The 23,602-nt window shown below is 72.8% G+C and carries 19 protein-coding genes; 10 read left to right on the forward strand and 9 right to left on the reverse strand.

All coding sequences use genetic code 11. The features are described 5' to 3' along the window. Positions 1 to 261 precede the first annotated feature (261 nt). Both metE and I5071_RS22915 read left to right on the forward strand, forming a co-directional pair. A complete protein-coding gene (gene metE, locus I5071_RS22910) occupies positions 262 to 2,550 on the forward strand; it encodes a 5-methyltetrahydropteroyltriglutamate--homocysteine S-methyltransferase (protein ID WP_236514608.1) in 2,289 nt (762 codons plus the stop codon). Continuing rightward, entirely contained in the window at positions 2,547 to 2,780 is a 234-nt protein-coding gene (locus I5071_RS22915) for a cysteine-rich CWC family protein (RefSeq protein WP_236514609.1), read from the forward strand. The genes metE and I5071_RS22915 overlap by 4 nt, the downstream gene beginning before the upstream one ends. Here the strand turns inward: I5071_RS22915 and I5071_RS22920 are convergent, their stop codons facing one another. Then, the gene (locus tag I5071_RS22920; protein WP_236514610.1) at positions 2,781 to 3,800 is read right to left on the reverse strand and encodes a synaptic vesicle VAT-1 family membrane protein; all 1,020 of its coding nucleotides are present in this window, start codon (positions 3,798 to 3,800) and stop codon (positions 2,781 to 2,783) included. A gap of 60 nt (positions 3,801 to 3,860) precedes the next feature. On the opposite strand from I5071_RS22920, the gene I5071_RS22925 reads away from it, so the two are divergent. The 8 genes from I5071_RS22925 (at position 3,861) to I5071_RS22960 (ending at position 14,180) form a co-directional block, all read left to right on the forward strand. Beyond that, entirely contained in the window at positions 3,861 to 4,088 is a 228-nt protein-coding gene (locus tag I5071_RS22925; RefSeq protein ID WP_236514611.1) for a hypothetical protein, read from the forward strand. Beyond that, positions 4,085 to 4,771: a DUF1415 family protein gene (locus I5071_RS22930; RefSeq protein WP_236514612.1), complete on the forward strand. Its 687-nt coding sequence runs from the start codon at positions 4,085 to 4,087 to the stop codon at positions 4,769 to 4,771. The genes I5071_RS22925 and I5071_RS22930 overlap by 4 nt, the downstream gene beginning before the upstream one ends. Positions 4,772 to 4,784: 13 nt before the next feature. Then, complete coding sequence (locus tag I5071_RS22935) at positions 4,785 to 6,314, forward strand: serine/threonine-protein kinase (RefSeq protein WP_236514613.1); 1,530 nt, start codon at positions 4,785 to 4,787, stop codon at positions 6,312 to 6,314. 41 nt (positions 6,315 to 6,355) lie between these two features. Then, the gene (locus tag I5071_RS22940) at positions 6,356 to 7,327 is read left to right on the forward strand and encodes a tetratricopeptide repeat protein (RefSeq protein WP_236514614.1); all 972 of its coding nucleotides are present in this window, start codon (positions 6,356 to 6,358) and stop codon (positions 7,325 to 7,327) included. Continuing rightward, on the forward strand, positions 7,309 to 8,673 hold the full coding sequence (locus I5071_RS22945; protein ID WP_236514625.1) for a C-type lectin domain-containing protein: 1,365 nt from the start codon (positions 7,309 to 7,311) through the stop codon (positions 8,671 to 8,673). The genes I5071_RS22940 and I5071_RS22945 overlap by 19 nt, the downstream gene beginning before the upstream one ends. A gap of 59 nt (positions 8,674 to 8,732) precedes the next feature. Beyond that, positions 8,733 to 10,034, forward strand: coding sequence for a PIG-L family deacetylase (locus tag I5071_RS22950; RefSeq protein WP_236514627.1), 1,302 nt, complete (start codon positions 8,733 to 8,735; stop codon positions 10,032 to 10,034). Positions 10,035 to 10,604: 570 nt separating this feature from the next. Beyond that, entirely contained in the window at positions 10,605 to 12,128 is a 1,524-nt protein-coding gene (locus tag I5071_RS22955) for a glycosyltransferase family 2 protein (RefSeq protein ID WP_236514630.1), read from the forward strand. A 177-nt stretch (positions 12,129 to 12,305) separates the two neighbouring features. Then, positions 12,306 to 14,180 carry a hypothetical protein gene (locus tag I5071_RS22960; protein ID WP_236514632.1) on the forward strand — a complete coding sequence of 625 codons (1,875 nt, stop codon included), beginning with the start codon at positions 12,306 to 12,308 and terminating at the stop codon, positions 14,178 to 14,180. Here I5071_RS22960 and I5071_RS22965 read toward each other — a convergent pair. The 8 genes from I5071_RS22965 to I5071_RS23000 all read right to left on the reverse strand — a co-directional run bounded on the left by I5071_RS22965 (position 14,172) and on the right by I5071_RS23000 (position 23,578). After that, positions 14,172 to 15,404, reverse strand: coding sequence for a hypothetical protein (locus I5071_RS22965; protein WP_236514634.1), 1,233 nt, complete (start codon positions 15,402 to 15,404; stop codon positions 14,172 to 14,174). The two genes, I5071_RS22960 and I5071_RS22965, sit on opposite strands and share 9 nt — an antisense overlap. Next, a complete protein-coding gene (locus I5071_RS22970) occupies positions 15,401 to 15,913 on the reverse strand; it encodes a hypothetical protein (protein WP_236514636.1) in 513 nt (170 codons plus the stop codon). The genes I5071_RS22965 and I5071_RS22970 overlap by 4 nt, the downstream gene beginning before the upstream one ends. A gap of 126 nt (positions 15,914 to 16,039) precedes the next feature. Continuing rightward, positions 16,040 to 18,535, reverse strand: coding sequence for an AAA family ATPase (locus tag I5071_RS22975; protein WP_236514649.1), 2,496 nt, complete (start codon positions 18,533 to 18,535; stop codon positions 16,040 to 16,042). 126 nt (positions 18,536 to 18,661) lie between these two features. Then, positions 18,662 to 19,408, reverse strand: coding sequence for a response regulator (locus tag I5071_RS22980; protein ID WP_236514650.1), 747 nt, complete (start codon positions 19,406 to 19,408; stop codon positions 18,662 to 18,664). Beyond that, complete coding sequence (locus tag I5071_RS22985; RefSeq protein WP_236514652.1) at positions 19,383 to 20,513, reverse strand: sensor histidine kinase; 1,131 nt, start codon at positions 20,511 to 20,513, stop codon at positions 19,383 to 19,385. The genes I5071_RS22980 and I5071_RS22985 overlap by 26 nt, the downstream gene beginning before the upstream one ends. After that, positions 20,504 to 21,022: a Rab family GTPase gene (locus I5071_RS22990; protein WP_236514654.1), complete on the reverse strand. Its 519-nt coding sequence runs from the start codon at positions 21,020 to 21,022 to the stop codon at positions 20,504 to 20,506. The genes I5071_RS22985 and I5071_RS22990 overlap by 10 nt, the downstream gene beginning before the upstream one ends. Beyond that, on the reverse strand, positions 21,019 to 22,785 hold the full coding sequence (locus tag I5071_RS22995) for a hypothetical protein (RefSeq protein ID WP_236514656.1): 1,767 nt from the start codon (positions 22,783 to 22,785) through the stop codon (positions 21,019 to 21,021). Before I5071_RS22995 ends, I5071_RS22990 begins: the two co-directional genes overlap by 4 nt. Continuing rightward, positions 22,760 to 23,578 carry a hypothetical protein gene (locus tag I5071_RS23000; protein ID WP_236514658.1) on the reverse strand — a complete coding sequence of 273 codons (819 nt, stop codon included), beginning with the start codon at positions 23,576 to 23,578 and terminating at the stop codon, positions 22,760 to 22,762. Before I5071_RS23000 ends, I5071_RS22995 begins: the two co-directional genes overlap by 26 nt. Positions 23,579 to 23,602 lie beyond the last annotated feature (24 nt).

Below are 23,602 nucleotides of genomic sequence, written 5' to 3' on the forward strand. Positions count from 1 at the left end.
TGCGGGGAGACATCCCGACGACGGTTCGACCGGAGGCCTCGAGGGAGGGCGTGTCTGGTCCAGGGTGGCAGTCGGACTGCGATCGTCGTCGAATTGCGTCGCGCGAGCGATGCAATCAGCGCGTGAGTCGTCGCGAGCTCGTCGCCCTGCGGCGCTCGTGTGTCTCGTGCACGCGGACCGCCGGCGCACTGCAATTCCACGTTGCGCGCGCGACGAATCGCCGACTCGAGGCTCGTTTTCCGATTTCCACGGAGGAGAGCCTTGCGAGTCCATGCAGCGTGTCTGGGTCATCCGCGCATCGGCGCGGATCGCGAGCTGAAGCGAGCGCTCGAGTCGTTCTGGGCGGGGAAGTCGTCGCGCGAGGAGCTCGAGGCGAGCGCCGCCGCGCTGCGACGGCGGCACTGGAGCGCGATGCGCGACGCGGGGATCGACGCGATCCCGAGCAACGACTTCTCGCTCTACGACCACGTGCTCGACACCGCGATCGCGCTCGGCGCGATCCCGGCGCGCCATCGCGCGATCGACGATCCGATCGCGCGCTACTTCGCGATGGCGCGCGGGCTCCAGGATCGCGCGAACGGGATCGACGTGCCGGCCCTCGAGATGACGAAGTGGCTCGACACCAACTACCACTATCTCGTCCCCGAGCTCGACGCCGATCAGGTGTTCTCGCTCGATCCGTCGAAGATCCTCGATGAGGTGCGCGAAGCGCGCGCGCTCGGGCTCGAGACGCGCCCGGTGATCCTCGGACCGGTCTCGTTCCTCCTCGCGTCGAAGCTCGCGCCCGGGGCCCGCGGCGGGACGCGCACCCTCGATCTGCTCGACCGCGTGCTGCCTTCGTACGAGGCGCTCCTCGCCCGGCTCGCCGCCGAGAACGTCGCGTGGGTGCAGCTCGACGAGCCCTGCCTCGTCACCGACCTCGATGACGACGCGATCGCCGCGATCGGTCGCGCACTCGATCGACTGCTCGCGAGCCCGGCGCGGCCGCGCGTGCTGCTCGCGACCTACTTCCGCGCGATCGATCCCGACGTGATCGCGCGCACCCGCCTCGACGCGGTGCACGTCGATCTCGCACGCGCGCCGCAGCAGCTCGACGCGGTGATCGACGCGCTCCCGCGCGAGGCCACGCTCTCGCTCGGCGTCGTCGATGGTCGCAACGTGTGGCGCACCGATCTCGACGCGGCGCGCGCGCTGGTGCGGCACGCGATCGATCGCCTCGGCGCGTCGCGGGTGCAGGTCGCGACGTCGTGCTCGCTGCTCCACGTCCCGGTCGATCTCGCGAGCGAGCGCGCGCTCGACCCCGAGGTGCGCTCGTGGCTCGCGTTCGCAGCCCAGAAGCTCGCCGAGGTCGCGGCGCTCGCGCGCAGCGCCACCCTCGAGTCGCCCGTCGATCCGCTCTTCGCCCAGACCCGCGAGGCGCTCGCGACGCGGCGGCGCTCGGCCCGGACCCACGACCCCGCGGTGCGCGAGCGCGCGGCGCGCGTCGACGACGCGATGCTGCACCGCGCGTCGCCCTACCCGGTGCGCGCGAAGGCGCAGCGGGCGCGCTTCGATCTGCCGCGCTTCCCGACCACGACGATCGGCTCGTTCCCGCAGACGAGCGACGTGCGCGCCGCGCGCGCGTCGTGGCGCGCCGGACGCACCACCGACGCGGAGTACCGCGCGTTCCTCGAGCGCGAGACGCGCGCGTGCATCGAGCGTCAGGAGCGCATCGGGATCGACGTGCTGGTGCACGGCGAATTCGAGCGCACCGACATGGTCGAGCACTTCGGCGAGCTGCTCGAGGGCTTCGCGTTCACCGAGCACGGCTGGGTGCAGAGCTACGGCTCGCGCTGCGTGAAGCCGCCGATCCTCTTCGGCGACGTCGCACGCCCCGAGCCGATGACCGTCGACTGGGCGCGCTTCGCGCAGTCGCTCACGTCGCGACCGGTGAAGGGCATGCTCACCGGACCGCTGACGATCCTGCAGTGGTCGTTCGTGCGCGACGATCAGCCGCGCGCCGACACGTGCAAGCAGATCGCGCTCGCGCTGCGTGACGAAGTGCGCGACCTCGAGGCCGCGGGCATCGCGATGATCCAGGTCGACGAGCCCGCGATCCGCGAGGGCCTCCCGCTGCGCGCTCGGGATCACGCCGCGTACCTGCGGTGGGCGGTCGACGCGTTCCGCCTCGCGACGAGCGGCGCGCGCGACGACACCCAGATGCACACGCACATGTGTTACTCGGAGTTCCGCGACATCCTCGCCGAGATCGCGGCGATGGACGCCGACGTGCTCTCGATCGAGACCTCGCGCTCGCACATGGAGCTGCTCGAGGACTTCGGTCGGTTCCGATATCCGAACGAGATCGGCCCCGGCGTCTACGACATCCACTCTCCGCGCGTGCCGAGCGTCGCGGAGATGCGCGATCTGCTCGAGCGCGCCGCGCGCGTGATTCCGGCCGAGCAGCTCTGGGTCAATCCCGACTGCGGCCTCAAGACGCGCGGCTGGAGCGAGGTCGAGCGCGCGCTCACGAACATGGTCGAGGCCGCGCGCGAGGCACGCGCGCGATGACGAAGGTCGACCCCACGCGCTGTCCGCTCTGCGGCGGCGACAACGAGTGCGCGCTGCTCGCGGGCGGCGGCACCTGCTGGTGCTTCAGCGCGAAGCTCGCGCCCGAGGCGTGCGAGCGCGTGCCCGAAGCGGCGCGGGGCGTCGCGTGCGTCTGTCGCGCGTGCGGCACCGGCGAGCGCCCGCGCCGCGCAGTGCTCGCGCGGGCGCTCGATCTCCTCAGGCGCCGCTGATCACGGCACCATGACGACCTTGCCGACGTTCTTCCCGTGCTCGATGCGCGCGAAGGCGTCGGCGGCCTTCTCGAACGGATGCACCGAGTCGAGGTGCGGCTTCACGACGCCCTTCTCGTAGAGCCGCACCAGCTCGTCCATCTCGGGACGCAGCATGTCGAGGCGATGCCAGAGGTGTCCGACGTTGAGCCCGGCGACGCCCTTGTTGTCGCCCATCATCTTCATCGGATCGAACTTCGGGATCTGCAGCACCTGACCGAGCGCGTGCAGCAGTCGGCGCTTGCCCGGCACCTGCACGTTGGCCATTCCGAAACAGACCATCATCCCCGACTCGTTCAGCAGCGAATAACCCTTCTTCCAGTCGGGCCCGCCGAGCGGATCGAACACGTAGTCGACGCCGCGCCCGCCCTGGATCCGCCGCACTTCCTCGACGTAGTCCTTGGTGCGGTAGTCGATCGGATGCTGGCATCCGTGGCTGCGCGCGTAGTCGTGCTTGCTCGCCGAGCACGTGCCGAAGGTGGTCAGTCCGTCGACCGTGCGACAGAGCTGCATCGCGGCAGTTCCGACTCCGCCCGCGACCATGTGCACCAGCACCGAGTCGCCGCTGCGCACGCGCGAGATGCGGAAGAGCATGTGATACGCGGTCAGGTAATTGACCGGGATCGCCGCGCCCTCTTCGAAGCTCATCGAGTCCGGCATCGGGATCGCCTGGATCTCGGGCACGCACACCACGTCGGCGTGCGCGCCGAAGCGCTTCATGAAGATCACGCGCTGTCCCACGCGCAGCGAGGTCACGCCGGGCCCGAGCGCGTCGATCACGCCCGCGCCTTCGTAGCCCACCACGCATGGAGGTTTCGGCGCGTCTGGATAGAGGCCCTGTCGCGCGGTGACCTCCGCGAAGTTGAGCCCCACCGCGTTCGCGCGGACGCGCACCTCCCCGGCCTGCGGCTCGGGGTCGGGCGTCTCGCGCACCTCGAGGACCTCCGGGCCCCCGTGCTTCCGGATCCACACCGCTCGCATGGAGGCCGGGACTACAGCGATGCTGACTGCACCGCAAGACGGGTTCATCCTTCTTCATCGATGCGAAACCATCGCAAGGAGCAGCTCGATCGCATGCCCGACGCGCGCGACGGGCTCACGCGCGTGGAGCGCGTCGTGCTGTGGCAGCTCGCCGAGCTGCAGAAGGAGCGCGGCGGGCGGGACGTGCCGACCGCGATGCTCTACGGGCGCGTGGTCGAGCACGTCGACATCTCGGTCGACGAGCTCCAGCGCACGCTGCAGCGGCTCGGCACGCTGAGGGTCAAGTGAGCGACGACGCGCTGGTGCGCGAGTGTCTGCGCGTCTATCGGCGCTACGCGGTCGAGATCGTGGAGGCGCTCGACTTCTGTCCCTATGCCGCGCGCTGTCGCGAGGAGGCACGCACCCGCGAGGTCGTCGTGCTGGCGCGCGAGCTCGATCTCGATCGCGCGCTCGCCGAGGTCGCGCCGCTCGCAGAGGACACGCAGATCGAGGTCGCGCTGATGATCTGGCCGCGCGCGCGGTGCACGCGGCTCGAGCTCGCGCGCTTCGTCGAGCGACTGCGCAGCGCGCACCAGGCCGCGCCCGGCGGGCTCGTGATGGCGATGGAGGGCTTCCATCCCGAGGCCGACGCCGACCTGCGCGGCCCCGAGCGCCTCGTGCCCTTCGTGCGGCGCACCCCCGATCCGACGATCCAGCTGGTGCGTCACGCGGTGCTCGATCGCGTGCGGCGCGCTGCGCCCTCGGGCACGGCGTTCTTCGATCCGTCGCGCATGAGCCTCGACGACCTGATGCGCTCGCCCGCGCCGCGCCCGCTGCACGAGCGCATCGCCGAGGCGAACCACCAGACCGTGCAGCGGCTCACCGTCGAGCGCGTGCAGGCGTCGATGGACGACATCCTGCGCGATCGGGATCGCGCGTATGCGGCGCTGGGCGAGCCGCCGCGGTCGACGGGCGAACCGCCGGACGTGTAACATCACAGCCTGGATGACGACCCGTCCCGGCATCGAGTCACCGGGTTCGGCCGACGAAGATCGCGGCCGGAGCGGGCTCCGTCGTCACGTGAGCACACGGCCGATCGCTGGCTCGCCCTCGCTCGGGGCGGGCACGGTGGTCGCGGGTCGTTATCGCGTGCGCGCGCTGATCGGCCAGGGCGGCATGGGCCACGTGTACCGCGCCGAGCAGATCGCGGTGCGGCGCGAGGTCGCGCTCAAGGTGATCCACGCGCCCGAGGGCGCGACCGAGGCGCGGCTGCGCTTCGAGCGCGAGGCGCTCGCGGCCTCGCGCATCACCAGCCCGCACGTCGTCACGATCCACGACTTCGGCCACGGCGAGCACGGCCTGCTCTACCTCGCGATGGAGCTGCTCTCGGGCGAGAGCCTCGCCCAGCGCATCCTCCGCGTCGGCACGCTGCCGGTGCACGAAGCGGTCGCGATCGCGCTGCAGATCGCGCGCGCGCTGCAGGTCGCGCACGCCGCGGGCGTGGTCCATCGCGACCTCAAGCCCGACAACATCTTCCTCGTCGCCGACGACACCGGCGCCGGTCACGTGAAGGTGCTCGACTTCGGCATCGCACGGATCACGAGCGGCGATCTCGGACCGAACGAAGCGCACCTCACGAGCACCGATCTCGTCGTCGGCACGCCGCTCTACATGAGCCCCGAGGCCTGCCGTCGCGGACCGATCAGCCCGTCGGCGGATCTCTACTCGCTCGGCGTGATCCTCTTCGAGACGATCACCGGCAAGACGCCGTTCGACGATCGCGAGCCGGTGCTCGTGATGAGCCGGCACCTCGAGATGCGCCCGCCGCGCATGCGCGAGCGCCGCCCCGATCTCGACATCCCCGAGGCGCTCGACGAGCTCGTCGATCGACTGCTCCGCAAGCGCCCCGAGGAGAGGCCGAAGAGCGCGGTCGATCTCGCGACGTCGCTGCGCGAGATCGCGGGCGGTCGCACCCGCGTGAGCGCGCCGCCGCCGAGCGTCGTGCCGATCCGCGTCGAGCCGACGGTGGTCGAGCATCCGTCGAGCGGTCTTCCGATCTCGTCGGCGACCGCGGCGTGGATCGTCGCGGGTGTGCTCGCGTGTTGCGCACTGCTCGCGGTGATCGCGTACCTCGCGCGCGCGCCGGAGCCCGAGATGGTCGTCGCGACGCTGCCACCCGCGCCGCCCGAGCCGCTGCGCGCGCCGACACCACCGCCGCCGGTGCCCACGCCGACGACGGTGGACGTGCGCCTCGACGTGACACCCGAGGACGCGATCGTGCTCGTCGACGGCGCGGCGCTCGAGGGGCGCGTGCTCACCGTTCCGCGCGACGGCGCGCTGCACGTCGTCGAGATCCGCGCCGAGGGTCACGAGCCCCGCGCGCTCGAGGTGCGCGGCGACGTCGATCGTGTGATCACCGTCGAGCTCGCGACGCTGCCCGAGCCCTCGCGGAGGCCGCGCGCCACCACGTCGACGCGGCGACCGACCCGGCCGAGCGCGCCGCGCCCGCGCGATCCCCTCGTGCGACAGTGGTGATCGATTGACCGCGCGAGAGCGTGCCGGATAGGGTCGGCACGGTGAGGCCCTTCCCTCCGCGGAGGAGCGCCGTCGTGCTGCTCGCGGCGACGATGACGGTCGCGTCGATGCTCGTGATCGATCGCGCGAGCGCGCAGCCGAACGACGCGATGCAGGCGCGCGCGCTCTTCGAAGAGGGCGTCGCGCTCTCCGATCGCGGCGACTACGAGGCTGCGGTCGAGCGCTTCCAGCGCTCGCTCGCGCTCGTCGAGCGACCGAGCACGCTCTTCAACCTCGGCGTCGCGCTGCGCGAGCTGCGTCGCGACGAGGAGGCGATCGCCGCGCTCGAGCGCTTCCTCGAGATCGCCGACGAGTCGTTCGACGAGGTGCCGCGCACCCAAGCACGGTCCTGGATCGAGTCGATGCGCCGCGCGCTCGCAGAGCGCGGCGGGACGCTGGTGCTGGAGATCGATCCGCCCGATGCCCACGTGCGGGTCGACGGGTTCGACGTGACCGGCGAGAGCCCGATCGTGCTCGACGTCGCGTCGGGCACGCACCACGTCGAGGTCAGCGCGGACGGCGTGGGCGCGCAGCGCTTCGACGTGGTGCTCGAGGCCGGCGGTCGCGAGACGCGACGCGTGGTGCTCGGCGCGCCCTCGTCGCGCGGCCTCGATCTCACCGATCCGCTCCGGCTCGCGGCGATCGTGACGATGGGCGGCGCGGTCGCGGTGATGGGCGGCGCGATCGCGGCGACCGCGGTGCGCGAAGAACAGGTCGCGCGGTACCACGGCGGCGGGTGCGCGCCGACCACGTGGGGCACGCGACGCGATGCGTGCCCCGAGCTGCGCGCCGAGATCGACGTGACGACCGGCGCCGCGATCGCGACGTGGACCACCGCGGGCGTGCTCGCGGGCACGGCCGTCGTGCTCTGGCTCCTCGCGCCCACGCCCTCGACCGAGGCGCCCGTCGCCGCGATGTGCGCGCCCTCGCTCACGCCGTCGGAGATCGCGATCACGTGCGCCGGTCGTCTCTGATCCTCGCGCTCGCGACCCTCGCGTGCACCACGCCGCGCGACGACGATCGGCGCGACGCGTCGGTCGCGCTGATCGAGCAGTGCACGTCGCAGCGCGCGGGCGCGACCGGGTTCGACGACGATCTCGACGGCGCGATCGACGAAGGCTGTCCGCTCTTCGTGGGCACGCCGATGCCGCTCTCCGAGCTCCACCGCTCGAGCTCACCGCTGCTCTCTCCGTGGCTCAGCCCGGACAAGCTGCGGCTCTACCTCGTGAAGTCCGACACCGGCGAGCTCGTCGTCGCGCATCGGCGCAGCCGCGACTCGCGCTTCGGCGCGCCGGTGCTGGTCGCGCGCTGGGACGACGTGCCGGTGGTCGCGGCGACGCTCGGGAGCGACGAGCTCGAGGTGATCGTCGCGACACCGACCGCAGCGCTGGCGCGCGCGACCCGTGCCTCGCGCGAAGACGCGTTCGGCCCCCTCGAGCCGATCACGCTGACGATCGCGCCGCCGCATCATCATCCGTCGATCTCCCGCGACGGGCGCGAGCTCTTCTTCGTCACCGCCGACGCGAGCGGGCTCTTCCTGGTGCAGCGCGCGGTGCGCAGCGCGCGCGGCGAGCCCTTCGGTCCGGCCGAGCCCGCGCTCGTGAGCGACGGCACCACGAACCAGCTCACGCCCTCGCTCTCCGACGACGGTCGCACGCTCTTCGTGTCGATGAACGGCGCGCTCGCGAGCGCGGATCGCCTCGCGACCGGCACCTTCGCCGCGCCGGTGCTGATCGGCACGCTCGGGATCTTCCCGCACGTCGACGTGCGCACCCGCGAGATGTTCTTCGTCACGCAGGCCGCCGCGTGGTCACCGGTGCCCTCGGCGACGGTGTGGCGCGCGCCGATCTGCCGCGACGGCGCGTGCGCGCAGCGCACCATCGAGTGCGAGGGCGGCGCGCCGAGCCCCGACGGACAGCACTGCTACGTCGCGATCCGCACCCCGCTCTCGTGGGACGACGCGCGCGCCGACTGCGAAGCACGCGGCGCGCACCTCGTGACGATCGCGTCGGCGGACGAGGCCGCGGTCGCGGTGTTCCTGCAGGCGGGTGCGGTGCAGTGGACCGGCGGGTTCGACGCGCGCGAGGACGCGCCCGAGTGCAACCTCGCGATCGCGCCCGAGGGCTGCGCGTTCGCGTGGATCGACGACGAGCCGTGGCTCTACGCGCCCTGGGCCGCGGGCGAGCCCTCGAACGCCGATCTCCTCGCGACCGGCGACGCGAACTGCGCGGCGCTCGGCGCCGACGGAACGATCGACGATCGCGCGTGCGACACCGCGCTGCCCTTCGTGTGCGAGAGCGAGCGCGCGATCTCGTGGTGAGCCATCCGCGGTCCGTGTGCGCGTGACACGCCGCGCGAGCGCGTGTACCAGTCGCCGCCGTGACGATTCGTGGTGTCTGGATCGCGCTCGTGATGGCCGCGAGCATCGGGTGTGGGAACGGCTCGCGGGCGAGCGAGCAGACCGAGGCGCCGATCTGGATCGTCGCGCCGCATCCCGACGACGAAGCGCTCATGGCGTCGCACCTGATCGCGCGCGACGCGTCGCGCACGTTCGTGCACCTGATGACGAACGGCGATCTCGGCTGCGAGCGCGACGGCTGGCAGCGCCAGCGCGAGACGCTCGCGGCGATGCGCGTGCTCGGCGTCGCGCCCGAGCGCGTCCGCTTCCTCTCGTACCCCGACGGATTCCTCGACGCGCTCGGCGTCGTCCCGCTCCCGCCGCGCGAGCGACGGATGGAGGACGGCACCTGCGGCACCGGCGCGACGACCTACGCGCACGACGTGCACAGCGCGCTGAACGGCCACCCGGGCCCGTACGTCGCGGACAACGCCATCGGCGATCTCGCCGCGCTCCTCGCGCGCGATCGCCCGCGCGACGTGTACGTCTCGCATCCGTACGACGATCACCCCGATCACGCGACGACCTACATCCTGCTGCGACGCGCGATCGAGCGCGCGATGATCGAGGCACCGCCGCGGGTGCACCGCGCGATCGTGCACGCGGGCGGATGCTGGCCCAACGGCAGCGAGCCGCACGAGCCGTGTGGCCCCGCGGGCCAGTCGCGCGGCGCGCCGTACCCGCCGCTTCCCGGAGCGCTCGCGCGCTACGTGCCGAACGAGCGCATCGCCGTGTCCGACGGTGGTGCGCTGGGGCGGCGCGCGATCGCGGAGTACCGCTCGCAGCTCCACGTCGACGTCGAGCACGACTGGCTCGGCGACTTCGCGCGCGGCGACGCGATCTACTGGGTCGAGTCGCTGGTGCGCGATCCGATGCACCCCGAGCGGCTGGTGCGCGCGCCCGCGGAAGGCGCGTCACCGCAGCGCGTGTCGTTCGAGGCGCAGGTCGCCGCGGACGAGCGCGCGACGGTGCGCGTCGAGCACGACGCGGGCACCCGCTATGCGATCGAGATCGTCGGCGACCGCGAGGTCGAGGTGCGTGGCGCGGGCGATCGCGTGCTGCGCCGCGTGCACATCCCCGACGACGCCGCGCGCCACGCGCAGCATCGCTGGGACCTCCGGATCGATCCGCGCCCCGAGGAGGGCGGCGTCGTCGAGCTCGAGGTGCGACGCGACGGTGCGCTGCTCGCAGTGCTGATCGATCCCCAGCCGTACGCCGGGGTCGCCCGCACGGTCACCGATGGGCCGGTCGACGATGTCGCGCTCGTGCCCGAGCCTCGCTGAGCGCCACACCTCCGCCGACCTGAACGTCGATCCCGTTCGCGAGGCGCGATGGATCTTCGTCGCGACGGCCATGCACGACCGTGTCGCTCTGCGACGGCCAGCGCAGTGGCCTCCTCGGGCGCCGGATGCGGCCAGCCGACACCAGCCAGCGCGCCACGAGCACGGCCTCGTCGCACCTCCGCGCCCCGCGTATCGCCGCGAAATTCACGAGAACGACACGCCCTCACCGCGGTCCTGGCAGCGCGCACGGTGTTTGCTCCGGAGCGCGTCGCGACGTGGGGGCGGCGAGGCTGCCGGAAGGACGCCCACGTTCGAACGACCATCGACGATGCACGAAGGAATCGGCGAGCAGAAAGCAGCGAATGAGATGATCGGCGAGCCGTCCAACGCCGCACCTTCGACCCAACCCGCCGAGCCTTCGCCTGAAGAGCGGCGCACCCCCAGCGCCCGCGCTACAACCCCGCGCCGCGTGTGACCCACGTGAGCCGGTCCGACGGAGACAGGATGCCCTCGAAGAGGAACACGCTCGCGGAGCGAGCTCGCCCGCGTGCCTCGAGCCCAGGCCTTGCGGTGATCAGCAGCCAGGAGCTCGAAGAGATCGAGATGAGCGAAGGCGCCGCGGCGAACGAAGACCACGACGCGTACGAGGACGCCGACGTCGACCTCGGTGCCCGCGAGCACGCGGAGCTCAGCGCGCGTGGGTCCCACATGCGGCGCGTGCGCCGGCGCAAGTCGCGCCCCGCGGAGAGCGCAGTCGCGCCCCGTGGCGCGAGCGCGGCGCAGGGTCTGGCGTCGGACGCGGCGTTCACGAAGGGTCAGCTCACGTGGCGGCTCGGCGTCACGGCGGCGGTGGTCGCGGCGTTCGTCGCGGTGCTCGCGCACGGTGCGGCGTCGGTGCTGCTCGCGCCCGGCGCGTCCGCGCTCGCGATCGTGCTGACGGTGTCGGGCGCGGTGGCGACCTGGTACTTCGCGATGACGCTCTGGCACGCGCTGCGGTATCGCGCGACGCCGTCGTTCTCGGACGCGGCGCTGCCGCGCCTCACCGTGATCGTGCCCGCGTACAACGAGGGCGCGGCGGTGCGCGTGGCGCTCGAGTCGGCGCTCGCGAACGACTATCCCGCGGACAAGCTGCAGATCATCGCGATCGACGACGGGTCGAAGGACGACACGTGGTCGCACATCGAGGCGGTCGCGGCGGCGCACCCGGGTCGCGTGCTCGCGATCAAGCAGCCGAAGAACGCGGGCAAGCGCGAGGCGCTCGTCACCGGCTTCGCGAACGCCGACGGCGATCTCGTGGTGACGGTCGACTCCGACTCGAAGCTCGAGCGCACCGCGCTGCGCGCGATCGTGGCGCCGATGATCGCGGACCCCGAGGTCGCGGCGGTCGCGGGCCGCGTGCTGGTGCTGAACCGCGAGGACAACCTCCTCACGCGGCTGCTCTCGGCGCGTTTCTTCATCACGTTCGATCTCGCGCGCGCCGCGCAGTCGGCGTACGGCGCGGTGCTGTGCACGCCGGGCGCGCTCAGCGCGTACCGCATGGACGCCGTGCGCAAGGTCGTCGAGCGCTGGTCGACGCAGACCTTCATGGGTCAGCCCTGCACGATCGCGGAGGACCGCGCGCTCACGACGTGGCTGCTGCGCGAGGGCTATCGCTCGGTCTACCAGCGCACCGCGGTGGTCGAGACGATCATGCCGACGGATCTGAAGCGCATGTCGCGCATGCTGATCCGCTGGGAGCGCGGCAACATCCGCGAGGACATCGTGATGCTGCCGGTGCTCGCGACGCGCTGGCGCTCGCGCGACCAGTGGTGGCCGACGTTCGAGATCGTGTTCGAGCTGGTGCAGTACCCGCTCGCGTACATCGGTCTCACGCTGCTCGCGGCGCGCGTCATCGCGCAGCCCGAGGCGCTCATGACGATCGCGGGCGTCGTGCTCCTCGGCGCGGTGGTGCAGACGCTCTACACGCTCCGCAGCCGCCGTGGCGCGGACTTCTTCTTCGGCGTGGGGTACGCGCTGTTCGCGTTCGTCGGGCTGTGGTGGGTCTTCCCCTACTCGCTCGCGACGGTGCGCGACGGTCGCTGGCTGACGCGCTGATTCCGCTCGATCGCTCGTGCTCGTTCCCGTCGCCTTCGGCGCCCTGACGCTCGCGGCCGCGCTGATGTGGCCGGAAGGGGTCATGGATGACCCCTTCCCCCCGCCCGGCAGAGCCGGCTCGGGGCCCCCCTTCCCTGAACGCTGCGCGCGGGGCCCCAGCCCCGCTTGCTCTCTCCCGTGATCGTTCCCGTCGCGTTCGGTGCCCTGACGCTCGCGGCCGCGCTCTTCGCGGCCCGGCTCGCGCCGGAGGCGACGCGCCTTTCGAGGGCCTGCGCGACCGCGGTCCTCGTCTACGCGCTCGCGATCGGCATCGTCTACGTGCTCGGTGCGATCGGTGCGATCGGCACGAGCGCGTGGATCGCCGCGACCCTCGCGTGTGCGCTCGCGGGCCTGGTGATCGGCGGGCCCGCTGCGTGGGCCGTGCTGTGGAGCGACGGCATCGCGATCCGCGATGGCTTCCGCGCGATGCGCGATGCAGGGCGCGACGCGATCCCGGCGTGGGGCGCGATCGTCGCCGCACTGATCGCGATCACGTTCGCCGCGCTCTCGACGTACCTGCTCGCGCCGTGGGCGTGGGACTCGCTCGGCTATCACCTGCCGATCGTCCACGACGCGCTGCAGACGGGGAGGCTCCGTCACGTGCCGACGAGCGTGGTCTACGTGAACGTGTACCCGCGCCTCGTCGACGTGTTCTTCATCGCGTGGCGGCTCTCGCTCGGCGACGAGACGTGGATCGAGCTCGGGCAGCTGCCGATCGCGCTCGGTGGGGTGATCGGCATCGCGGCGCTCGCGGAGCGCGCAGGCGTGCCGGCGTGGCGAGGGCTCGCGCTGGGGTGCCTGTGGCTCGCGGTGCCGGTGGTGATGCTCGAGCTCGCGGCCGCGTACGTCGACGTCGCGGTGGGCGCGCTGGGGCTCCTCGCGTTCGTGCTCGCGACGCTGCCGGCGCGCCCGGGGACGGTCGTCGTCGCGGGGATCGCGATCGGGCTGATGCTCGGGAGCAAGCCCTCCGCGCCGCCGATCGCGGCGATCGCGATGCTGGCGCTCCTCGTCACCGGCGCGCGGAACAGGCAGCAGCTCGGCGTCGCGATCGCGGGCTGCGCGATCGCGCTGGTGATCGGCGCGGGCAAGTTCGTCCAGAACGTCATCGAGTGGCACAACCCGATCTGGCCGGCGCACGTCGAGGTCGCGGGACACGTGGTGTTGCCCGGCAAGGCGAGCACCGCCGAGCTCGCGCTCGTGGGCATGCGCGAGCCCTACCTCTCGATGGGCTGGGCCGAGCGGGTGCTCGCGTCGTGGACCGCGTGGCCCGACGTCTGGGTCTACGACATGCGCATCGGCGGCTTCGGGCCGCTCTTCACGTTCGTGCTGCTGCCGCTCGCGATCGCGGTGCCGATCGGCGCGTGGCGCTCGACGCGGCTGCGGGCGGTGGCGCGCAGCGTGGGCGTGCCGGCGCTGCTGCTCGCGGCCGCGACGTTGATCAGCCCCGGCGCGTTCTGGGCGCGCTACACGGTCGCGATCCCCGGCGCGATGTTGGCGGTCGCGATCGCGGTGGCGCACGTGCTGCCGCGGCGATGGGGTCGTGTGACCGAGGGCGCAGGGGTCGTGCTCGCGCTGCTCGGCATCGCGCTCTCGTGGCGCGGCTTCACCGAGGACACGGCGCCGAGCTTGTTCGAGCTGATGTCGCGCCCCTCCGAGGAGCGGCACGCGGCGCAGGCGGTGGATGCACAGGAGCGCGACTGGCAGCGCGCGCGCGCGCTGGTGCGGCCTGGCGAGGCGTTCGGATACGACCCGAGCTTCAACCTGCCGGGGCGCTTGTGGCGCAGCGACGGGCGCGGGCGCGTGCTGTACCTCGAGCGCACCACGCCGAGCACGGAGGAGCTGCTCGCGTGGTGCGCGCAGCATCGGGTGCGCGTGATGGTGCTCGGCGAAGGCCCGACCGGCGCGGCGGACACCGCGCGGGCGCATCCCGATCGGTTCCGCGAGCTCTTCCGATCGCGCTACCCGCAGTGGCAGCCCTCGGCGGTGTTCGAGATCCTCGACGCCTCACCGTGAGTCGTCGCGCCGGGCGATCACCTCGACGACGAGGAGCGCGGCGAGCGGCAGGACCTGCATCCACCAGCGGTTCGCGAGCGTGCCGCCGAGCGCGAACGCGGTGAGGCGCTCGCCGCCGAGCAGGAGCGCGACGAAGAGCGCGGCGACCTGCGCGGTGAGCGCCATCGCGAGCGCGCTCGCGCGCGGCGAGACGAAGCGCGACGCCATCGCAGCGCCGATCGCGATCGGCCATGCGAGCCCCCACGAGCGCACGTCGCACGTCGCGCGCGCGAGCTCGAGCACCAGCGCGCCGGCGCGCGCGAGCCCCGCGCCCTCGAGCGCGTGATCGCGGTTCGCGACGCCGTGCGCGACCAGCAGCACGCGCCATCCGAGCGTCGCGACGAGCGCAGCCGCGACCACCAGGAGCGCGTCGCGCAGCGCCTCGCGGCGACGATCGCGCGATGCCACGACGTGCGCCCCGGCGATCGCCAGCGCGTGCACCACGCCCTCGTCCTTGCAGCCCGCGACCAGGAACGCGGCGATCACCGCGGTGCAGGTCGCCCACCGCTCGGCGCGCGCCAGGCCCGCTGCGATCGCGAGCGCGAGCAGGCCGATCGGGAGATCGAGGTACGCGCTGCGAGCGTGCACCCACGCGAGCGGCACCATCGCGATCGCGATCGCCCATCCGACGCGGCGATCGGCGCGCATCGTGGCGAGCGCGAGCGCGAGGCAGAGCAGCAGCAGCGTGGCCGCGCCCGCGACCATCGAGGGCACGTCGTCGCGGCCCATCGCGAAGAGGATCTCGGCGAGCGAGCCGACGATCGGATAGCCACGCGGGATGAGATCGGCCGCGGGGTCGAGCGCGGCGTCGCGCAGCGCGACCACGCCCATCCGCACCTTCGCGAGCCACACGTGCTCGTCCCAGTAGAGCGGCACCGGCACCCGGAGCGCGACGATCGCCGCAGCGACGCCGAGCACCACGAGCCCGGTGCGCGACGGCTCGGGCGTGCGTCGAGCCTCCGCTCGCGCAGTGCGTCGCTCGATCGCGAAGATCGCACCGAGCACGATCGCGAGGAGTGGATGCACGATCGCGGCGAGCACCACGCTCGCGCCCGCCGCGATCCGGATCGCCCATCCGAGCGCGCCCGCGCGATCGAGCTCCCATCGCAGCGCACGATCGAGCGCCCATCCCAGCGCACCGGCGCCGACGAGGGCCGGCACCGCGACCCAGAGCGGTACGATCATCGCGCGCGTCCGCACACGAGCGAGCGACCTCGCTCCTCGCAGTGCGCATCGAGCGCGCCCTCCCCCAGCACGATCGTCGCGGGCGCATCGCACTGCAGGCCCGCGAGCGCGAGCCGCGCGGCGGGCATGCACGCATCGCACGATGCCCAGCGCGCCTCCGCACAGCCGTGGTCCACCGCGAACGTGCGCATCCGGTCGTGGAGCACGATCGTGTCGCGCGCGGTGTCGCGCAGCGCCGACGGGCGATCGGCGCGCAGCGCGATCAGGGCCCATATGCCGGGGAACGCGGCGACGAGCGCGACGAGCACGATCCCGGGGGCGCGGATCGCGCTGGGGACGCGCCTCGACGAGAGCCACGCCGCGATGGCGACCGCCGCGACGAGCGTGGCTCCGACGTGGAGCCACTCGGCCCTCCCCGCGCCCGCGCGAGCCTCGCCGCACACGCCGTTCGCGCCGTCGAGGAGCAGCGCCTCCGGCGAGTCGAGGCAGATCGCGTCGAGCACGGGCATCGCGCGAGTAGTAGCCCCGCACGGCCGCGTTGCACATCGCAACACCATCGCCGGACGACGATGGTGTGCGTCGATGCGCGCGAAGGCTTACGTATGTCATCGCCGTTCTGCGATGACAACGTGTCACTACTCGGCGGCCGCGTCCTCGGGCTCGACGCGATCGAAGCGCACCGCGCCCGCAGCGCCCCGCGCGACGACGCGATCACCACGCCGCACGCCGCCCGAGAGCACGAGCGAGGCGAGCGGAGCCTCCACGAGGCGTCCCACGGTGCGGCGCATCGGACGCGCGCCGAGCGCGGGATCGAACCCACCGCCCGCGACCAGCGCGTCGATCGCGCTCGCGTCGATCACCAGCTCGATCGCGTGCTCGTCGCGCATCACCGCGATCACGCCGCGCAGCATGCGCCGCGCGATCTCCGCGACGTCGTCCTGCCCGAGCGGCGCGAAGAAGAGCGGCTCGTCGATGCGGTTCCACAGCTCGGGCGGCATCGCGCGGCGCGCCGCGCTCGTCGCACGATCCGCCGCGCTCGAAGTCGTCCTCGTCTCACCACCGCCGAACCCGATCGCGCGCGGCGCGCTCGTCGCGCTCTCCGACGCGCCGAGGTTCGACGTCATCACGATCACGGTGTTGGTGAAGTCGAACGTGCGCCCACGTCCGTCGGTGAGACGACCTTCGTCGAGCAGCGGGAGCAGCGCGAGGAGCACGTCGGGATGCGCCTTCTCGATCTCGTCGAGCAGCACGAGCTGATAGGGACGACGACGCACGCTCTCGGTGAGCTGACCGCCCTCGTCGTGCCCGACGTAGCCCGGCGGTGCGCCGAAGAGACGCGCGACGCTGTGGGGCTCGCCGTACTCGCTCATGTCGAAGCGCGACATGCCGCCCGCTCCGAACATCAGCTCGGCGATCGCCTTCGCGGTCTCGGTCTTCCCGACGCCGGTCGGACCGAGCAGCAGGAACGTGCCGAGCGGACGGCGCCCGCGGAACCCGGCCGCGCCCTTGCGCAGCGCGTCGGCGACGCGCGCGAGCGGCCCGCGCTGACCGACCACGCGCGACGCGAGGTGCGACTCGAGCGCGAGCAGTCGATCCGCGTCGCGCACCAAGAGGCGCTCGAGCGGCACGTGCGCCTCGTCGGCGATGACCTTCGCGACCGCCTCGACGTCGACGATCGATCCGCCCGCGCGACGCACCCGCGCGGCCGCGAGGTCGAGCGCGCCGAGCGCCTTGTCGGGCAGGTGTCGCTCGGGAAGGAAGCGCACCGAGAGCTCGACCGCCGCGCGGATCGCCGCGGGATCGTAGGCGACGGCGTGGTGGATCTCGTAGCGCGGCGCGAGCCCGCGCAGGATGCGGATCGCCGCCTCGGGATCGGGCGCGTCGACGTCGATGCGCGTGAAGCGACGCGCCAGCGCGGGATCGCGCTCGAGGTGCTTCTTGTACTCGGCGTCGGTGGTCGCGCCGATGCACGGCAGCTCGCCGCGCGCGAGCGCGCTCTTGAGCTCGCTCGCGAGATCGTCGGGGCCGTCGCCGCCGGCGATCGCGTGGATCTCGTCGAGGAACAAGAGCACGCGCCCTTCGCTCTTCGCGACCTCGTCGCGCAGCTTGCGCAGCTTGTCCGCGAGCGCGCCGCGCACCCCGGTGCCCGACACCAGCGAGCCCGCGCTGATCTCGACGAGCAGCTTGCCCTCGAGCCCCGGCAGCGGCGCGCCGGGCTTCGCCATCGCGAGCGCGAGGCCCTCGACGATCGCGGTCTTGCCCACGCCGGGCGGGCCCACGAGCAGCGGGTTGTTCGCGCGACGACGCCCGAGCACGTCGAGCAGCGCGTCGATCTCCTTGTCGCGACCGAACACCGGATCGATCGCGCCCGACGCCGCGAGCGCGGTGAGGTTGCGGCCGATCGCGGAGAGGATCGGGAAGCGCTCGCGATCGAGCTCGTGCGGGCACGTGTTCGCGGCGGGCTCGGTCGTGATCGCGCGCGGCGCCTCGGGCGGGGTCGTGGTGCGCGGCGTCACGCGGCGGTTCGTCGGGCGCGCGGTCGTGCTCGACGGCGGCGCGACCGAGGTGCGGGTGCGCGGGACCGGAGGAACGATCGGCGCCGGGCGCGGTCGCGCCGGCAGCGTGGGGCGCACGTCCTCGTCGGCGCGGCTCGTCGCGTCGGCGCGCACGATCTCCGCGCGGGGTGCCTCGATGCGGCGCGCCGGACGCGAGGGCTCGCTCGGCGCCATCGGAGCGATCGTCGCGACCAGCGCGTCCTCCACGCTCTCGCGCACGCGCGCGGTGTTCGCGCCGGTGTGCTCGAGGCAGCGATACGCCATCGAGCGCGGCTCGCGAAGCATCGCGAGGAGCAGGTGCAGCGGTCGCACGTGCGCCGCGTGGGTGCGCGCGGCGAGCGCGGCCGCGCGCTCGATCGCGACCTCGAGCGCGCTCCCCGGCTCGTCGTCCGCGACCTTCAGCGCCGAGACGAGATCCTGCTCGCGAACCTGATGCACCGAGAGCACCCGCTGGGACTCGGGATCGTTCTGCAGGATCGTGAGGAGCACGTGCGCGGTGCTGGCCGCCTGCTGTCGCGCGCGCGCCGTGCGCCGCGCCACGCCGATGAGTCCTTCGAGCGCTCCCGCGTGGGTCATCCGGCGATTCCTCCGTGAGGACCCGCGGATCGCATGGACGCTGCGCGCCCGTCCAGTTTTCGACCGTCTCCCGGGAGGGGCTGTCGCCGGCCCCACCCCCGCTTGCGGGCGCGGCCCGGAGTGCTCTCAGGGCGCGCGAGGCTCGGTGGTGGGCGCGTGGTCGCGGACGCGCGCGCGGATGCGCTCGTCGAGCCACGCGACGAAGTCCTGCTTGTCGAGCACCTGCGACACGTGGAGCTCCCTCCACACCCGCGCGTCGCGCACCGTGCGATCGTTCGACTGCACGATCACGGGCACGCGCGCGAGCGCGGGACGAGCGCGCATCGCGCGGATCAGCTCGACGCCGTTCATCACCGGCATGTGCACGTCCGCGATCACCAGATCGACCTGGCGCGACTCGAGCACGCCGAGCGCGTCGCGCCCGTTCTCCGCCTCGACGACGACGAAGTCGGGCTCGAGCACGAGCCGGTAGAGCTCGCGCGTGTCGGCCTCGTCGTCGACGATCAGGATCGTGCTGCGCACCGGACCGCGCGCGAGCACACGCCGGACCGCGGCGCGCACCTCGGACGCGGTCGCGGGCTTGCCGAGATAGCCCGACGCGCCCGCGAGCACGGCGTCGGCCTCCTTCGCCGCGACCGAGACGAAGAGGATCGGCACGCGCCGGAAGCGCCGCGCCATGCGCGCGAACATGAGCCCGTCGATCTCCGGCATCAGGATGTCCGCCACCACGAGATCGGGAGACCAGTCGCCGAGGATCGTGAACGCCTTCGCGCCGCTCGCGACGGCACGCACCTCGTGTCCCATCGCGGTCAGCGCGGTCGTCATCCACGCGAGCGTGCCGCGATCGTCATCGAGCAAGAGCAGCTTGGCCATCGAGCACCTCCGTGTTCGCCGCAGCCGCGCGCAGCCGCACCCAGAACTTCGAGCCTCGCGGAGCGCGAGGCTCGTAGCCGATGCGGCCACCCCAGCCCTCCACCGTGATGCGACAGAAGTAGAGACCGAGCCCCGTGCCCCGGCGGTCGCGCCCGCGCGGGAGCTTCTCGAAGAGCTGCGGCAGCAGCTCGGGCGCGATCCCCGGGCCCTCGTCGGCGACCGTGATCACCACGTCGTCGTCCTTGCGCGTCACGCAGACCTCGACGGTGGCGCTCTCCGGGCTCAGCCGGATCGCGTTGTCGAGCAGGTTCGTGACGACGCGGAAGAGCCGCGTGGGCTCCGCGATCACCTTCGCGGGCGCGGGATCGCGCACCATCACGAGCCGCACTGCGCGTCGCCGCGCGACGAGCTCGCGCTCCGCGAGCACCTGCTGGATCACCGCCGCGGCGTCGGGCGCCGACTCGCCGCGCTCGACGTTCGCACCTTCGCCTCCGTGCTCCGCGGAGAACACGTCGAGGATCTCGGCGATGAGATCGCGCTGTCGCATGCCGGCCTGGAGCGCGAGCCCCACCAGCTCTCGGGTGTCGATGCCCTCGGCGTTCTCCGCGAGCAGCGAGAGCGTGCCGAGCACGCTGTGGAGCGGCGCCGCGAGATCGTGCACCACCGCGTGCACCAGGATGTCCTTGGTCTCGATCTCGCGCGTGAGCGCGTCGTGCGCGAGGCGCTGCTCTCTCGCGCGCTGCAGCACGAGCTGCTGCTGGGCGTAGAGCCGCTCGTTGCGTCGGATCACGAGGGCGCGCGCTCCCCCGACGCGCACCGCGGTCGCCTCGAGGTGGATCTGCTCGCCATCGACGCCGTCCTCGGTCCAGAAGTCCGAGTCCACGCGCGCGCCGAGTGGTGCCTCCCACGCCGCCTCCGCATCGGCGACGAACGCGGTCATGAACTCGAACATCTCTTCGACGACGAAGGGCTCGTCGAGCGGAGGCGGCTCGCGCGAGAGCGCGTCGCACCACCCCGGCGCGGGCGAGCGCGCGACGAAGCGACCATCGTCGAGACGCTCGAGCACCAGCTCGTCGAGCACGGCCGCGAGCACGCTCACGTCCACGCCGATCGCCTCCCCGCGAGGATCGCGTCCACCAGCAGATCGAACGCGCGATCGACGCCCGCACCGGTCTTCGCGCTCGTGAGCACGCAGGGCCATCCGCGCTGCGCGAGCTGCGCGGTGTCGCGCTCGCGGATCTCCCACGCCGCGACCATGTCGGCCTTGTTGATCGCGACCACGAACGGGATTCCGCGGATCGCAGCCTGCGCGCGCGAGTTGAGCACCGACGCGACGTCGAGCGTGTCGCGCCGCGTTCCGTCGGCGACGAGCAGATATCCGGCCGCGCCCCGTAGATACGCGGGCTGCACGTTCTGGAACTCGTCCTCGCCGCTGAGATCCCAGACGACGAGATCGACCGGGCGCTCGTCGCGCATCACCCGCCGGCTGAGGATCTTCACGCCGATCGTGGTCTCGTAGCGCTCCGAGAAGACGCTGTGGACGTAGCGCGCGACCAGGCTGGTCTTCCCGACCCCGGTCGCGCCGATCATGCAGAGCTTCAGCTTGAGGCTCACGGGCGTGCCTCCTCGCAGGGCGTGGGGCGCACCTCGAAGGTCGCGCGTCGCGCGGTCCCGGCGGCGCGCGGCTCGGGCGCTGCGACCTCGGGCATCAGCGCGCGCTCCGGGACCCCGCGCTCGCGCAGCGCATCGACGACGGCGCGCGCGCGCTCGACGCGCAGCGCGCCGGCACGTCCGCCGCCGCGCTCCTCGGCGCCTCCCGACACGACGACGCACGACTCGGGCGTCGCTGCGATCACCTCGCCTGCGTGGGCCGCCGCACGATCGAGCGATGCACGCGCGGTCTCGAGCAGCGCGGCCGATCCCGGCGCGAACGGGATCACCAGCCCCTCGAGCGCTTCGATCGCGGCGCGCTCGTCGACCGCGCGCAGCTGCGACTCGTCGACCCGATCCACGTCGGAGAGCACGGTGCTCGCGACCCGGGTGCGATCGATCCACGCGGGAGGCGCCTCGCCCGCGAACCGCAGCGTCCGGTCTTCGAGCGAGAGACGCACGCTCGGCGGCGGATCGAGCGCCGCACGCACACGCTGCTCCGCGAGCCTCGGATCGCGCGACTCGAAGGGCGCGAACGCGAGCTCCGCGCCCGCGAGCCCGCGCCGCGCGAGGATGTCCTCGGGCGCGCTCGCGAGTGGATCGCGGAGGCCGGTGATGCGACTGCGATCGTCGTCGTCGATCGCGGAGATCACCACGATCCCGGGCTCGGCCCGCAGCGCGTCGACCGAGGCCTCGAGCCGGCGCGCCGCGGTGGTGCGCCCCGACCACCAGGAGGCCAGCGCGCCTGCGATCGGCAGCGCGAGCAACGCGAGCGCGATCCCGAGCCAGACGTGCGCCCGCCGCGGCGGCGTCGCGCGCACCTCGCGCAAGCACTCGGAGAGCGTCGTCTCGGTGCTCGCGAACGGGCCGACGTCCGACGAGAAGCCGCAGAGCTCGGCCCGGCGCTCGATCGCGATCCGCTCGCGCGTGCCGCGCGCGAGATCCGCGAGCTCGCGCGGTGCCTTTCCGCGGACCACGAGCGCGACGGTGACCATCGCGTCGCGATCGATCCACATCGTGAGATCGCCCGCCTCGAGCTGGCCCACGTGCGCGCCGGGCTCGCCGGGCGCGAACGCGTCGACGACGAACGCATCGATCGCCGCGAGCATCGACGCGACCTGATCGGGATCGATCGCTCCGATCCCCGGTGCGGCCACGTGACGCAGCGCGACGCCGGAGGGCGAGTGGATCAGGAACACCTGCTCGACGCGGTACACGAGCGTGCGCGCGAGGACGATCTCCGCGAACGGAACGCCGGTCCGCCACGCCTCGATCCGCCAACGCACGCTCTGCGGGGAGAGGCTCCGCTCGAGCACCGTGTCGATGCGCTGGAGCAGCGCCGCGAACGCCTGGCTCACCGCGCGTCGGACCGCCACGCCGATCGTCGGCGAGAGGATCTCCGCGAGCAGATCGGCATCACGCCGCACGATGCTCCGGACCGACTCGGTGACCGGACGCTCGAGCGCGACCGAGAGCTCGTGGCCGCGCGTGCGATCCGCGGTCTCGACGGCCTCGGGGAGCACGCCGCCGACCGTGCGCGGCGCGACGAAGGGCTGCTGCGCCTCGATGGCGTCGATCCGGGTGCGCTCGTCGCCGACGACGATGCGGCGGATCTCGTCGAGGCTCTTCGCCGCCTCCGCCGGCGTCGGCGCGGGGGCCGCGGCTCGCGGGCGAAGGCGCCGCCGCGGGCCGAGCGCGCCCTCAGTGCGCACGCGGCTCGGTTCCACGTCCCGTGCCCTCGTCGAACGCTTCGTCGGCCGGGCCGAGCTCGCGATCGAGAGTGGCCGCGACGTCGTCGCGAACGCGGCGCACCTCGTCGAGCGACGCCTTCGCCTGCTCGAGGATGCGATCGCGCAGCTCGCGATGCGCGCGCACCTGCATCTCCTCCATCTTCGCGAGCCGCTGATCGAGCGACGACATCGCCTCGCGGTGCTCGCGCGCGAGCGCGCGGATCTGCTCGCGCGCCTCGCTCGTCTCCGCATCGAAGCGCGTGATCAGCAGATCGAGCTCGCGACGGAAGTGCCCCTGGAGCAGATCGGTCCGTCGCTTGAGCTCGTCCTCGACGTCGTGCGTCTTGGAGCTCACGTGCGAGTCGATGCGCTTCAGCTTGCGATCGAGCTCGCGCTGGGCTCCGCCGAACAGGATGTCGCGGAGCTGCTCGAGCGCCTCGCGCGGCGAGCCGTCACCGCGTGCACGGGTCTGCATCTCGATCCCCTGCGGCTCGCGATCGTCTTCCGGGTCCATGCGGTGTCGAGGCTGCATCCGCGGTGCCACCGGACGCGGATCGCATCGCCCCGCGCGAGGGGTGATCGAGCGCGCTCGGGCCCGAGGACGAGGCCTGGCGCGGGTCGTCGCAGGGCGAGCCCCCGCGCCACGGCGCGCCGAGCTCCGGACCGAGCGGCGCGCGCGTGATGACGCGAGCGCGAGCAGGCGCGCGAGTGCGACGGTGTCGGCGTGAATCGCGCGCGCGTCGATGGCGTCGGGAGCCTCACTCCGCCGCGGATGACTGGCGACGCACACGTCTGCTAGCCTCGCGGGCCGTGA

It is taken from the genome of Sandaracinus amylolyticus (genome assembly GCF_021631985.1).
GTDB lineage: Bacteria > Myxococcota_A > Polyangia > Polyangiales > Sandaracinaceae > Sandaracinus > Sandaracinus amylolyticus_A.